The sequence below is a fragment of the Pacificoceanicola niger genome, from assembly GCF_048553275.1.
GTDB lineage: Bacteria > Pseudomonadota > Alphaproteobacteria > Rhodobacterales > Rhodobacteraceae > Pacificoceanicola.
On record NZ_JBLZMW010000009.1, the window covers coordinates 103,432 to 115,772 of the forward strand.

Annotated in this window: 14 protein-coding genes; 3 read left to right on the forward strand and 11 right to left on the reverse strand. The window is 63.9% G+C overall.

What is annotated here, in order from left to right; genetic code table 11:
- Positions 1-87 precede the first annotated feature (87 nt).
- From ACN2XU_RS13020 to alr, 5 genes are read right to left on the reverse strand one after another with little or no spacing between them, the layout of a single operon-like run.
- A complete protein-coding gene (locus ACN2XU_RS13020) occupies positions 88-543 on the reverse strand; it encodes a paraquat-inducible protein A (RefSeq protein ID WP_419410877.1) in 456 nt (151 codons plus the stop codon).
- Positions 528-911, reverse strand: a complete 384-nt coding sequence (locus tag ACN2XU_RS13025; protein ID WP_419410878.1) for a hypothetical protein — start codon at positions 909-911, stop codon at positions 528-530. Before ACN2XU_RS13025 ends, ACN2XU_RS13020 begins: the two co-directional genes overlap by 16 nt.
- Positions 908-1,654, reverse strand: a complete 747-nt coding sequence (locus ACN2XU_RS13030; RefSeq protein WP_419410879.1) for an ABC transporter ATP-binding protein — start codon at positions 1,652-1,654, stop codon at positions 908-910. Before ACN2XU_RS13030 ends, ACN2XU_RS13025 begins: the two co-directional genes overlap by 4 nt.
- Complete coding sequence (locus ACN2XU_RS13035) at positions 1,651-2,433, reverse strand: MlaE family ABC transporter permease (protein ID WP_419410880.1); 783 nt, start codon at positions 2,431-2,433, stop codon at positions 1,651-1,653. Before ACN2XU_RS13035 ends, ACN2XU_RS13030 begins: the two co-directional genes overlap by 4 nt.
- Complete coding sequence (alr, locus tag ACN2XU_RS13040; RefSeq protein ID WP_419410881.1) at positions 2,430-3,467, reverse strand: alanine racemase; 1,038 nt, start codon at positions 3,465-3,467, stop codon at positions 2,430-2,432. The genes ACN2XU_RS13035 and alr overlap by 4 nt, the downstream gene beginning before the upstream one ends.
- 95 nt (positions 3,468-3,562) lie before the next feature.
- On the opposite strand from alr, the gene cobT reads away from it, so the two are divergent.
- Genes cobT through ACN2XU_RS13055 form a run of 3 tightly spaced genes read left to right on the forward strand, consistent with a single transcriptional unit; the run spans position 3,563 to position 5,822 of the window.
- The gene (gene cobT / locus ACN2XU_RS13045) at positions 3,563-4,564 is read left to right on the forward strand and encodes a nicotinate-nucleotide--dimethylbenzimidazole phosphoribosyltransferase (protein WP_419410957.1); all 1,002 of its coding nucleotides are present in this window, start codon (positions 3,563-3,565) and stop codon (positions 4,562-4,564) included.
- A complete protein-coding gene (gene cobS / locus ACN2XU_RS13050) occupies positions 4,561-5,328 on the forward strand; it encodes an adenosylcobinamide-GDP ribazoletransferase (RefSeq protein ID WP_419410882.1) in 768 nt (255 codons plus the stop codon). The genes cobT and cobS overlap by 4 nt, the downstream gene beginning before the upstream one ends.
- Positions 5,319-5,822, forward strand: a complete 504-nt coding sequence (locus ACN2XU_RS13055) for a histidine phosphatase family protein (RefSeq protein WP_419410883.1) — start codon at positions 5,319-5,321, stop codon at positions 5,820-5,822. Before cobS ends, ACN2XU_RS13055 begins: the two co-directional genes overlap by 10 nt.
- A gap of 86 nt (positions 5,823-5,908) precedes the next feature.
- On the opposite strand, the gene ACN2XU_RS13060 is transcribed toward ACN2XU_RS13055, so the two are convergent.
- The 6 genes from ACN2XU_RS13060 to ACN2XU_RS13085 all read right to left on the reverse strand — a co-directional run bounded on the left by ACN2XU_RS13060 (position 5,909) and on the right by ACN2XU_RS13085 (position 12,340).
- A complete protein-coding gene (locus ACN2XU_RS13060; protein WP_419410884.1) occupies positions 5,909-7,393 on the reverse strand; it encodes a replicative DNA helicase in 1,485 nt (494 codons plus the stop codon).
- Positions 7,394-7,588: 195 nt separating this feature from the next.
- On the reverse strand, positions 7,589-8,260 hold the full coding sequence (locus tag ACN2XU_RS13065; protein WP_419410885.1) for an orotate phosphoribosyltransferase: 672 nt from the start codon (positions 8,258-8,260) through the stop codon (positions 7,589-7,591).
- Between the two features lie 97 nt (positions 8,261-8,357).
- Positions 8,358-9,392, reverse strand: a complete 1,035-nt coding sequence (pyrC, locus tag ACN2XU_RS13070) for a dihydroorotase (protein WP_419410886.1) — start codon at positions 9,390-9,392, stop codon at positions 8,358-8,360.
- Between the two features lie 130 nt (positions 9,393-9,522).
- On the reverse strand, positions 9,523-10,413 hold the full coding sequence (locus ACN2XU_RS13075; protein ID WP_419410887.1) for a phosphoadenosine phosphosulfate reductase: 891 nt from the start codon (positions 10,411-10,413) through the stop codon (positions 9,523-9,525).
- A gap of 156 nt (positions 10,414-10,569) precedes the next feature.
- Positions 10,570-11,634, reverse strand: a complete 1,065-nt coding sequence (locus ACN2XU_RS13080) for a glycosyltransferase family 2 protein (RefSeq protein ID WP_419410888.1) — start codon at positions 11,632-11,634, stop codon at positions 10,570-10,572.
- 4 nt (positions 11,635-11,638) lie between these two features.
- Positions 11,639-12,340 (reverse strand): FkbM family methyltransferase, encoded by a 702-nt coding sequence (locus tag ACN2XU_RS13085; protein ID WP_419410889.1) that lies wholly within the window; start codon positions 12,338-12,340, stop codon positions 11,639-11,641.
- Between the last annotated feature and the right edge of the window lies 1 nt (position 12,341).

Below are 12,341 nucleotides of genomic sequence, written 5' to 3' on the forward strand. Positions count from 1 at the left end.
GCTTCGCAGGCCGATATCGCGAGGTCGGTGCCGCGACCGCCACCCTGGAATGCGATTGGCTTGGCGTCGAAGACCGGGATGCGGGCGCTAGACGGTTGGGTCGACCGGTTTCCTGCTCTCCAATGCGCCGAGCGTCACAGAAGCGAGAATACAGGCGGTGAACAGGTAAAGGCCCCAGGCGGTCTCCACCCGTCCGATACCCATGCCCTTGGCGAGGGTGATATAGACCGCGATCAGGAAGACGTCAGCCATGGCAAACTTGCCCAGCAGGTTGACCGCAGGCAGGGCGCGGCGGTCGAGAAAGTGAAACTGGATCAGGGCCAGCCCGAGCGTTTTCAGCAGGGGCGCAAAAAGCGCGAAGACCGTGACCAGCAAGGCGAGAAACACATCCGTTCCCCAAAGGCTCTGCAGGCCGGAAATAACCGAAATTTCGCTCAGGCCAAACAGTGGCAGCAGCCCGGCGCGCAGCAGAGGTGCAATCCATGCGACGGGATAGAAGATCAGCAGGGCGAGGTTCACCCAGCGCATCACGCGGCGTACCATGCAAACCCGAGCAGGGTCAGCACCAGCAGGCCGTGAAGCACGTCGATCCATCGCGCGCGGGCGGTCTTGAGCGCCCCGGACAGGACAAGGAATGCGGACGGTACGAGCAGCGCGATAAGCCCGCCACCGTGGCGCAGCAAGGCCTCCGCCCGGACATAGACCGCCCCATCGTTCAGCCCCGCAGCCGGGGCGAAGACCGTGGCAACCCCGGCAAGCGCGAGGATCAGGGCGATCAGCGCGAGCCAGCGGCTCGGGCCGCGCTCCTGGAGGATTCGGGTGAAGGAGAGGAGCGCAAGCACTTCTAGATACACGAATTTCTTGAAGAACAGAAACCAGAGCAACACCGGATCCGGCTCGAAAAAGCTCATCGGATGGCCTCGATCGGCCCCTCTGCGCGGCCCGCAATGAATTGATCGAGGTAGGGGTCCCCCGATTGGTCCATGTCCGATATCGCGCCGCTCCACTGGATCACCCCGTCGTGCAGCATGGCAACAGTGTCGGCGATGGCCCGCACGGAGGTCATGTCGTGGGTGATGGTCATGGCGGTCACGCCCATTTCGACGACGATTTCGCGGATCAGGTCGTTGATGACACCCGACATGATCGGATCGAGGCCGGTGGTCGGCTCGTCAAAGAAGATGATCTCGGGTTCGGCGGCGATCGCACGGGCAAGGCCGACGCGCTTTTGCATGCCGCCCGACAGCTCCGCCGGAAACAGGTCCGCAACATCGGGTTTCAGCCCGACGCGGCGCAGCTTTTCGATGGCGATCTCGCGGGCCTCGGCTTTTGGCCTTTTCAGAGATCCGCGCAGAAGGCGGAAGGCGACGTTTTGCCAGACCGTCAGGGAATCGAACAGCGCGCCGCCCTGGAACAGCATCCCGAACCGCGCGAGAAAGGCATCGCGGTCGCCCTTCGCCACGTCCTGCCCGTCGAGCGTGATGAGACCGCTGTCCGGCGTCACAAGGCCGAGCACGGACTTGAGCAGCACGGACTTCCCGGTGCCGGAGCCGCCGATGATGACCATGGAAGTGCCGGACGCGATGGTCAGATCGACATTGCGCAGGACGACCTTCTGGCCAAAGGCTTTCTTGACGTTGCGGAGTTCGATCATAGCGAGAAGAACACCCCCGTCAGCAGGAAGTTGGCGGCGAGGATCAGCACGGCGGCAGCCTCGACCGATCCCTTGGTGGCGCGGCCCACGCCCTGCGCGCCGCGCCCCGAGTTCATGCCGTAGTAGCAACCCATAAGGGCCGCGATGCCGCCAAAGACGCAGCCCTTGACCAACGAAGAGATGATGTCGAGCGGTTCGAGGAAATCCACCGTGTTCTTGATATAGGCGGCGGGGTTGAAGCCGAGCGAGCCGGTCGCCACGACATAACCGCCGAACACGCCGATGATATCGCCGACGCCGACCAGAGCCGGAACCACCAACAGCGCCGCCAGAACCCGCGGCGCGGTGAGGTATTTCATTGGATTGGTGGAGAGGGTCACCAGGGCGTCAATCTGTTCGGTGACCTTCATGGTGGCGATTTCCGCCGCGATTGAGGAGGTGACGCGCGCCGCGATCATAAGACCCACCAGAACGGGGCCAAGCTCGCGCACCATGCCGATCGCGACGATCTGCGGCACCACCGCCTCGGCATTGAAGCGCGCGCCGCCGGCGTAGATCTGCAAGGCCAGCGCCGCGCCGGTAAAAATCGCCGTCAGGCCGACAACCGGAAGCGACAGCCACCCGATATTGAAAAGCGCCATCGCGAATTCGCGGCCATAGAAGGGCGGCCGCACGATGTGGCTGACCGCCGAGGCCGCAAACAGCGCGACGCGGCCAATGGCGGCCAGGAACCCGAGCATCGTACGCCCAAGCGCACCCAGGGGCGAGAGCAGGATCATGCGCCGTGGTACGCGCGGGCGTAGCGCTGGCCCAGCGAGGTCAGGATTTCATAGCCGATGGTGCCGGCCCACCCGGCCAGCGTGTCCACCGACTGATGCTTGCCCAGCAATTCCAGCGTTTCAGGCTCGGTGTTCAGCGCGGTCACATCGACCCCGATCAGATCCATGGAGATCCGGCCAAGCACCTTGCAGCGGGTGTCCTCCGCCCAGACATGCGCCTCCGGTCCCATCCCCCGAAGGATCCCATCGGCATAACCGCCGGCGATGGTGGCCACGCGCATGGGTGCGGGAGCGGTGAAGGTATTGCCATAGCCGACGGTTTCCCCAGCGGCGATCTCGCGAACCTGGATCACCGGAATTGCCAGCGTGGCAACGGGCCGGGCATCGACAAAGGGCAGGCCACCATAAAGCCCGATGCCGGGGCGGGTCACGTCGAAATGGTAGTCCGGCCCAAGCAGGATGCCGCCGGTGGCCGAGAGCGAACGCGGCGTGTCGATGCCATCGGTCATATCCCGAAAGCTGCGCAGCTGATGCGCATTCATCGGATGATCCGGCTCATCGGCGCAGGCCAGATGGCTCATGATCAGCGTCGGTTTCTGAGCCAGGGCAATATCGCGCAGCGCGTTCCACTCGGCCGGTTCCATTCCGAGCCGGTTCATGCCGCTGTCGAGCTGAATGCCGAAGGGATGCCCCGGCAGGCTTTCCACGTGGCGCAACATCTGGTCGATGGAATTGATCATCGGGGTCAGCTTTGCTTCGCCGATCATCGCGGCATCGCCTGCCATGTGGCCGGAAAAGACGCAGATCTCCGGTCCGGGACCAAGGATGCGGCGCAGAGTCGCGCCTTCTTCGGCGATGGCCACGAAAAACCGCCGCGCGCCTTCGGCGGCGAGGGCCGGGGCGACCTGCTCGATACCAAGCCCGTAGGCGTTGGCCTTGACCACGGCGCCAGCCTCGGCGCTGGCTTTGCCGGCGAGGGCGCTCCAGTTTGCGCGCAGGGCGCCGAGATCAATCGAAAGACGTGCTTGTGCCATGGGGTCCGTGTTTCGCACGCCGCGCTGTCGCGTCAAGGGGGAAATGCGACGCATGGTGCCTTGTGGGTCGCGTCACCCGGCGCTACTGCTTGGCCATGACAAACTTCGATGATGACCTGCAAGCCAAGATTGATGGCAAAACCAAGCCCTTGGGTGCCTTGGGCCAGATTGAATTGCTCGCGGCCAAGACCGCGCGCCTGCAAGGAACGCTTGAGCCGGTCATGGATCGGGCGCGGCTGGTGATCTTCGCGGGCGACCACGGAATCGCGCGTTCCGGTGTCTCGGCCTATCCCGCCGAGGTCACCCGTCAGATGGTGCTGAATTTCGCGGGCGGTGGCGCGGCCGCGAATGTCTTCACCAGGACAGTCGGCATGGACCTTCAGGTGGTCAATGCCGGGGTCTGCGGCGGACGGTTCAACATCCCTCAGGTGCGCGACGAGCCGTTGGGCGAGGGCACCGGCAACAGCGTGATCGGCCCGGCCATGAGCATGGAGACCTGTAAGAAGGCCATCGCCATCGGTCGCGAAATCGGGGCCGAGGGTGCCTGGAACGCCTGCGCCTTTGGCGAGATGGGGATCGGCAATACGTCTGCGGCGGCGCTGGTGACGCACCGGCTGACGGAGGCGTCGCTGACCACGCTGGTCGGGCGCGGCACCGGGCTCGATGACGACGGGCTGATCCGCAAGCACGAAACCCTGACCAGGGCCAGTGCCCGGGTGTCCGGACAGCTTGGCCCGATCCGGGCGCTGGCGGAGTTCGGCGGGTTTGAAATCGCCATGATGGCGGGCGCCATGCTTGGCGCAGCGGCGGCGCGGCGCATGATCCTGGTCGATGGCTACATCGCTTCCACGGCCGCGCTCGCGGCGGCGCGGATCGAGCCGAAGGCGCGCGAAGCGATGATCTTCTGCCACCTCTCCGGCGAGCCGGGCCACCGTGTGCTGCTCGATACCCTTGGGGCCAAGCCGTTGCTACAGCTCGACATGCGCCTCGGCGAGGGCACCGGCGCGACGCTGGCATGGCCGCTTGTCAAGGCGTCGGTCGCGATGCTCAACGATATGGCGTCTTTTGCCTCTGCGGGCGTTTCGGAGGCGGAATGAAGCGCGATCTGCGGCTGGAATGGACGCTTTTCCTCCTGGCGGTGCAGTTCCTCACACGCCTGCCGGTGCCGCGCGATCTTGAATTTTCCGATGATCTGCTTGCTCGGGCGACGAAATATTATCCGCTGGTCGGCGCGCTGATCGGGCTGATCGGGGCCTTGGTGCTCTGGGTGTTTTCCGCGCTTGTGCCCGTGCCCGTTGCCGTGCTGCTTTCGATGGCCGCGACGATCCTTGCCACGGGTGCCTTCCACGAAGACGGGCTGGCCGATGCCGCCGATGGTCTTGGCGGTGGTCTGACGCGGGACCGGGCTCTGGAGATCATGCGCGACTCCCGCATCGGCACCTACGGGGCGGTGACGCTTGGCATGACTTTGGCGCTAAAGGCGTCGATCCTGATGGCCTTCGAGCCCTGGATGGCGGGCGTTGCCTTGATTGCCGGACATGCGATCAGCCGCATGGCGGTGGTGCATGTCATCGCAACCACCGATTATGCCCGCCACGACGGCGCGAAATTCACCGCGCCCACCGTAACGCCGGAGGGCTATCGTGTGGCGTTGATCTATGCGGGCGTTGTTCTTCTCGGGCTGGTCTTCGCGGCGGGTCTCGGCGTGGCGGCCGTTGCATTTGTCGGGGCGACGACCCTGGGGCAGGTGTTTCGGTCGGTCTATCTGCGCAAGCTCGGCGGCTACACCGGGGATTGCCTCGGCGGTACTCAGCAGATGGCCGAAATCGGCATGCTTCTGGCGGTCTTGATTTGGCTCTGACGCTGCTGCGCCATACGACGCCCGAAGTGGTCAGGGGGACCTGCTACGGCATCACGGACCTGCGCCTCGCCGACAGTTTCGACGATGAGGCAGACCGGGTTCTTGCGGACTTGCCGCCGGTCACGGCAATCGTCTCTTCACCGCTGCTGCGCTGCCGCCAGCTTGCCAGCCATATCGCGGATCATCTGTCACATGAGGTTGTGATTTCAAGCGATTGGCGGGAAATGGATTTCGGCGCTTGGGAGGGGCGTGCCTGGGAGGCGCTGCCGCGGGCTGAACTGGATGCCTGGGCGGCCGATTTTCACGGCTACGACGGCCACGGCGGCGAAAGCGTGGCCCAGCTTCACAGCCGCGTTGCCCGGGCCCTGAACGCGGCGCCAGACGGGGCGCTCGTCGTCACCCATATGGGCTGCATCAAGGCGGCGCTGGTCGAACATGGCGATCCGAAGGGATGGGATGCGCAGGTGCCCTTTGGCGGGGTGGTGATGCTGTAAACCTGTTGATGCCCCATGGTCGGGGCGGCGGATCAGGCCGCTTTGCAGACGCCTGATCCGATTGTCTCCACGTGGTCCGGCGCCTCTCAGAACTCGCCGCCATCCTGCTGCCACGGTTTGGCAAGGTTGCCAAACCGGGTGAACTGGCTCTCGAAGGACAGCTCGACCGTGCCGATGGGGCCGTGACGCTGCTTGCCGATGATCACCTCTGCCTTGCCGTGCAGGCGGCTCATGCGCTCCTGCCAATCCGCCATCTTGTCCAGCTCGTGATCGCCGGGCTTTTCCCGCTCCACGTAGTATTCTTCGCGGAACACGAACATGACCACGTCGGCGTCCTGCTCGATCGAGCCGGATTCGCGAAGGTCAGAAAGCTGAGGCCGCTTGTCTTCGCGGTTTTCCACCTGACGCGACAGCTGCGACAGCGCGATCACCGGGATATTCAACTCCTTGGCGATGGCCTTGAGACCCATGGAAATCTCGCCGATTTCCTGCACGCGGTTCTCTGCGGTGCCGCGCAGCAGCTGAAGGTAGTCGACGATCACAAGGTCCAGCCCATGGGTCCGTTTCAGGCGGCGCGCCCGTGCGGCGACCTGGCTGATCGGCAGGGCAGGCGTGTCGTCGATATAGAGCGGGCAGGCTTCCAGTTCCTTGGCGGCCTCGACGAAGCGGCGGAACTCGCCTTCGTCCATGTCCCCCTGGCGGATCTTGTGGCTGGAAATCTCGGAGGCCTCGGCGAGGATCCGGCTGGCCAGCTGCTCTGCGCTCATTTCAAGGCTGAAAAAGCCGACGACCCCGCCCTCGACCGATCCGGTCGTGCCATCGGGCCGTGCGCCTTTTTTATAGGCTTTGGCGATGTTGAACGCGAGGTTGGTCGCCAGCGAGGTCTTCCCCATCGACGGACGACCCGCGAGAATCAGCAAGTCAGAGGGGTGCAGACCGCCGAGTTTCTTGTCCATATCGACAAGGCCGGTGGAAATGCCCGCCATGCCGCCATCACGCTGATAGGCCGCATTGGCCACGTTCACCGCTTCGGTCACCGCCTTGAGGAAGGATTGAAAACCGCTTTCGGTCTGGCCCTGTTCGGCGAGTTTGTAGAGCTTTTGCTCGGCCTCGACGATCTGCTCGCGCGGCTCGGAGGCGACATCGACCTTGGCGGCCTTTTCGCTGATCTCGCGGCCAAGCCCGATCAGATCGCGGCGAATGGCGAGGTCATAAATCATCTGCGCATAGTCGCGCACGGCAAAGCTGCTGACCGCACTGGCAGCGAGCCGGGCGAGGTAGGCAGGCCCGCCAAGCTCCTTCAGGCCCTCGTCATCTTCCATGAAGGCCTTGAGCGTCACCGGGGAGGCGAGGTTGTTCTTGGCGATGCGTGCTGCCGCGACTTCGTAGATCCGGGTGTGCACCGGATCGTAGAAATGCTTGGCGTTGATGACCGACGCGACGCGGTCATAAATGTCGTTGTTGGTCAGGATCGCGCCCAGCAATTGCTGCTCGGCCTCGATGGAATGCGGCATGGTTTCCGCCGCTTCGACCTGCAAACCTGTCGGGTTGATTGTTGTTATCTCGTTCATATCCACTCCCCCAAGTGCTCGGAGCCCGTCTCCTATCTCAGGCCGCGGGCGCGGGGCAATCTGTATATCTCTGGGGATAAGCTGTGGGCCCATCCAGCATACCGTATATTGGCATTCGAGCGTGGCTGCGGTCAACATCTGGTTGCCGGATGAGCGGGTCGTGGCTTGTTCGCCACGACGAAACTTTCTGTTCTATCAGCTCTGGGACTGCGCGGCGCGCCAGGCGTGCGGGTCCTTGAGGAACGACTCGACCTCGCCCAGAACACCGGCGTGTTTCTCCGGCGCCTCGGCCAGAACCTCCCACCAGGTGCACAGGTGATGCAGCGATACGCCGTGATCGCCGAGGGTTTTGATCGTCTCGGGGAAGATGCCGTAATAGAAGATCACCGCCGTATGCGCACAGCTTGCGCCGGTCTCGCGGATCGCGTCGACGAAGGAAAGCTTCGAGCCGCCGTCAGTGGTCAGGTCTTCCACCAGCAAAACGCGCTCGCCCTCGCTCATTGCGCCTTCGATGCGGGCGTTGCGGCCATAGCCCTTGGGCTTTTTGCGCACATAGGTCATCGGCAGTGCCATCCGCTCCGCCACCAGCGCGGCAAAGGGAATGCCTGCCGTCTCGCCACCGGCGATATTGTCGAAGGCCTCGAAACCGGCATTGCGCATCACGGTGACCGTGAGGAAATCCATCAGGGTCGAGCGAATGCGCGGAAAGGAAATCAGCTTGCGGCAGTCGATGTAGACCGGTGAAAGCTGCCCGGAAGCGAGCTTGAACGGTTCATCGCGCATGAAGTTCACCGCTTCGATTTCCCACAGCATGCGGGCGGTCAGACGGGCCATTTCTTCGGCGGAGGGATAGGTCGAGGGGATCATCACGGGGTCCTTTCGGCGTTCGTGTCTTTGGTCTTCTTTATTGTCCATGTCCCTTCGGGAGCCTCCCGAAGGGCCCGGGGCGGCGCCGCCTGCGTCCTCAGCTCACGCGCCAGTGCAGCGGCATCATCGGATCGAATACAGTGACCGGCCCGTCGCCGGTCTCGATCTTGGTCGGATAGGCGACCGGATCCCCCTTGGTCAGGGTGATCGTCGTGCCGTTGGGCTCCAGCCCGTAAAACGCAGGGCCGTTGAGCGAGGCAAAGGCTTCCAGGTTTTCAAGTGCTTCGTCCTGTTCAAAGACTTCCGCAAGGATTGACATGGTGTTCGTCGCGGTAAAGCACCCGGCACAGCCGCAGCCATTTTCCTTCAGCGGATCAATGTGCGGCGCGCTGTCGGTGCCAAGGAAGAACGTCGCATCGCCCGATGTGGCGGCCTCGCGCAGGGCAAGGCGGTGCTCTTCGCGCTTGGCCACGGGCAGGCAGTAGTAATGCGGCTTGATGCCCCCGACCAAAATGGCATTGCGATTGATCACGAGGTGATGCGTGGTGATCGTCGCGCCCAAGGTTTCGCCGCCGGAGCGCGCATAATCCACGCCCTGTTTGGTGGTGATGTGCTCCATGATCACCCGCAGGCCCGGCGTCGCCTTGCGGATCGGATCGAGGACGCGGTCGATGAACACGGCTTCGCGGTCGAATATGTCGATGTCGGGGTCCACCACCTCGCCATGCACACAGAGCGGCACGCCGGCCTCGGCCATGGCGTCGAGCACGCCGCGCACCTTGTCGAAGTCCGTCACGCCGGAGGCCGAGTTCGTCGTGGCACCCGCCGGATAGAGTTTGACCGCCGAGATGATGCCGTCCTTGTGCGCCTGAACGACATCGGCGGCGTCGGTCTGTTCGGTGAGGTAGAGAGTCATCAGCGGCGTGAAGTCCGCCCCCAGCGGCAGCGCATCGTGGATGCGGGCGCGGTAGGCTGCGGCCTGCTCGGATGTCACGACGGGCGGGACAAGATTCGGCATGATGATGGCGCGGCCGAAGTGGCGGGCGCTTTCGGGGGCAATACCGGCTAGCATGGCGCCGTCGCGCAGATGCAGGTGCCAGTCGTCGGGGCGGCGGATCGTGAGCTGTGTCATGCGCTGCCCGTTAGCATGGGCGAGGGGTTATCGCCAGAGGGTTTGGCGGGCCTCCGTCCGGTGCGGGCCCCCGCCGCGCCGCTTTGCGTCACCGGGGTATGCGGCAGAATGGCAAATGCCGGATTGCAGCTCAGACTGCGTCTTCTGTGCCGTCAAGCTGCGCGAGGCGGCGGCGGAAGCGCGGGGCATGCATGCGCCCGACCACATTGGCACAGAGCATCCGCGCCAGGGCGGGGCGCTCTTCGGCGTCGAGCTTGGACAACAGTTTGCGCAAGTAGGGCGGGTAATCGCGCCGCGCCCGCATCATTGCGGCGAAGCGGGCGGTATCCAGCGTGCCCGTGGCGACAGCTTCAAGCAGGGGCCGCAGAAGATCGAGCGCGATCAGATCGCTTTGCAAGGCACCGCCCATGAACGGCATGCGCAGCCGCGTGACGTTCTTCTTTTCGAACAGCGCTGAATGCATGGCGTCGAGCCGCTCGCGCGGATCATACAGCACGTAGGCACCGCTGGCCGCGTCGATCATGTCCGGCGCATAGCCATAGCGAGACGTGAAGTTCAGCCGCCGCAGTTCGGTAAACCGGTCGTCCCATTCGGTAACGCGCGGATCGAGCGTGGCCTGCGGCTGCAGCATCAGCACGCGCGAGCCGGGATGGGCCACTGAAAAGGCCCCCGCCGCATAACCGCACGGACCGGCACCGTAGAAGATGACGGTTTCGAAATCATCAAAAAAGCCATCATCGGTGAGCTGATCGAAAAAGGTAAAGACGCGCGGGTCGCGAAACCATGTATCGCGATGCGCCAGCACCGAAAGCGAGGACCATCCCAGCGCGCCGGTCATCTCGAAACCGAGCGGCGTGCGGGTCTTCGACAGCGCCTGAATCCCCAGCGTCGTCTCGAACGTCACCAGCAGCGTATCGCCATCCTCGACGAAAATGCCCGCATGGTGGCTGCCCAGAGGTTCGGCAAAGCCGGTGTCCTGACCGATCTTGCGCAGGGCACCAAACCAGTCGCTCCGGGACAAGCCAGTCAAATCCGGCGGAAATTTGCTTTGAGACTCTGACATTGTACGCTGCACGATCCTTGGTTCCGTCCCTGTATCGGCACGGTTTACAGGAAACAATGCCCCGAGTTTCGGGCCAAATTGTGCAAAATGCGCGAAATATTGCGGGCGATAAGGTTAACGGCGCGTGTCTGCCGCGGGCCGGTTCTGCGGATCGCGCAGCGCATGCCCGGTCAGAACCTGCGCCGTGCCGCGCGTGATCGGGCGGGACGGCGGGGTCATGCAAAGCCGGGCAAAGAGCGCGCGCATGGGCTCTTCCGTCATTAACGTTTCAAAGCGCTGTTTGCGCCATGCGACCGCGGCGCGATGCAGCTCCGCCAGGGCCGGATCGCGGCCAAGCGTCTCGCGTTCGGCGCGTGTTTGCTCGGCCAGGGCCAGAATGCTGCGATCCTCCACCGTGCACCAGTTCCGCTCGACCCAGTAATCCATTCCCAGCCGATCCTTCGCGTGCACCGCGCGGCCCCGGTCGGACTTGAGAACATAGCTTTCCATCGCTCCGAGCGCATAGTGGTTGAGCTGGGCAAGCCCATACATCGGGCGGCCATAGTCGGAAAAAATGCGCTTTGTGCGAAAGCCATCGGACAGGGGACTGCCGTTGCCATCGACCCACCTCGCCTGATCGAGCCGCGCCCTGTCCGGGCTGCGCGGGCGGTGCACGCCGAGTTTGCCGTAGGTTCCGTCGTTGCGATACAGCGTCTTGAACATCGCTGCCCGCCACGGCCAGAACATGACCTCGGGTGCCGCCATGGTAAAGACCTCCGGGACCGGCCTGTCTTCGTAATGGGTGACGCCCGCATTGCCAAAGAGCCGCCATGTCAGGGTGATCGCCGTCGCATCCGGCACGGCGTTGATCAGGTCCGGCAGGCTGCGCCCGCCAACGTGCACGTTGACAAATTCGTCGATATCCAGCGCCAGCAGCCAATCGGCCTCCTGTACCGCCGGGACGCTGTCCGCCAGCTTCAGCCCGGTGAACTGGATGCCGCCTTTGTCATAGGGGCCGTCGTTGCGAACATGCGTCACGGGCGCGATCACGGACAGGCGGTCGAGCATGGCATCGGTGCCGTCCTGACAGTCATTCGACAGAACGACAACATGGCTGACACCGCAGGCGAAATGATGCGCCAGCCAATCGAGCAGAAAAGCGCCCTCGTTTCGCAGGCACAGGACGGCGGTGATCTTCATCGCGCTACCAATCGCGCCGGAAGCAGACGACCTTGCCTTCGGACGCCTTGGCAAAATAGGTCAGACCACCCGCGTGCATGGCGTCGAACACCGCACGAACGCCCTCCGGGCCGATCCACTGCGGATGCAGCTCGATGATGGCACAGCGCAGCTTGGACCAATCCCCGGCGGGCAGCAGCGTCGCCTCCGCGCCCTCGATATCGCAGACAAGAACCGAAGGTTGCTCGGTCTCCAGCACTGCGCCTATGCCATGCTGCTCGATCTGTTCCGTGGCGGTGATCTCCGCGCTGTCGACGCCGCCATCCATGGACGAGGCAAGGAAGTTGCGCCGGATGTAGAAGGGCACCTTCGGCCCGGCCTGCGGCATCAGCAGCGCGTTGCGCAGGTCGACATTGGTGACGTCATTGGCCGCATGGACCGAGCGGATATAGGGGATCAGCGCCGGGTTGGCCTCGTAGCTGACCACGCGCTGGACTTTCTTGATGGCGGCAAGCAGCGTCGACATGTAGCCGATCCCGCCGCCAAGTTCGAGCACGATGTCGGTCGGGCGAACCACCCGCATGACCGCGTCGCACTCCTTGCGCTCGTATTCGTCCGCTTTGATCGCGCCACGCACCCGGCCGGTGGTCAGCTGCGGATGTTTGGGGATCTTCATGCCGCGAGACATCAGGTAGGGGTCGCGCGGGGGCTCCTGTGTTCCATCCATG

Bases quoted from the DNA above. Each gene is read 5' to 3' on its own strand.
- ACN2XU_RS13020 (WP_419410877.1), bottom strand. From the start codon at position 543: ATGGTACGCCGCGTGATGCGCTGGGTGAACCTCGCCCTGCTGATCTTC.
- ACN2XU_RS13025 (WP_419410878.1), bottom strand. From the start codon at position 911: ATGAGCTTTTTCGAGCCGGATCCGGTGTTGCTCTGGTTTCTGTTCTTC.
- ACN2XU_RS13030 (WP_419410879.1), bottom strand. From the start codon at position 1,654: ATGATCGAACTCCGCAACGTCAAGAAAGCCTTTGGCCAGAAGGTCGTC.
- ACN2XU_RS13035 (WP_419410880.1), bottom strand. From the start codon at position 2,433: ATGATCCTGCTCTCGCCCCTGGGTGCGCTTGGGCGTACGATGCTCGGG.
- alr (WP_419410881.1), bottom strand. From the start codon at position 3,467: ATGGCACAAGCACGTCTTTCGATTGATCTCGGCGCCCTGCGCGCAAAC.
- cobT (WP_419410957.1), top strand. From the start codon at position 3,563: ATGACAAACTTCGATGATGACCTGCAAGCCAAGATTGATGGCAAAACC.
- cobS (WP_419410882.1), top strand. From the start codon at position 4,561: ATGAAGCGCGATCTGCGGCTGGAATGGACGCTTTTCCTCCTGGCGGTG.
- ACN2XU_RS13060 (WP_419410884.1), bottom strand. From the start codon at position 7,393: ATGAACGAGATAACAACAATCAACCCGACAGGTTTGCAGGTCGAAGCG.
- ACN2XU_RS13065 (WP_419410885.1), bottom strand. From the start codon at position 8,260: ATGATCCCCTCGACCTATCCCTCCGCCGAAGAAATGGCCCGTCTGACC.
- pyrC (WP_419410886.1), bottom strand. From the start codon at position 9,392: ATGACACAGCTCACGATCCGCCGCCCCGACGACTGGCACCTGCATCTG.
- ACN2XU_RS13080 (WP_419410888.1), bottom strand. From the start codon at position 11,634: ATGAAGATCACCGCCGTCCTGTGCCTGCGAAACGAGGGCGCTTTTCTG.
- ACN2XU_RS13085 (WP_419410889.1), bottom strand. From the start codon at position 12,340: ATGGATGGAACACAGGAGCCCCCGCGCGACCCCTACCTGATGTCTCGC.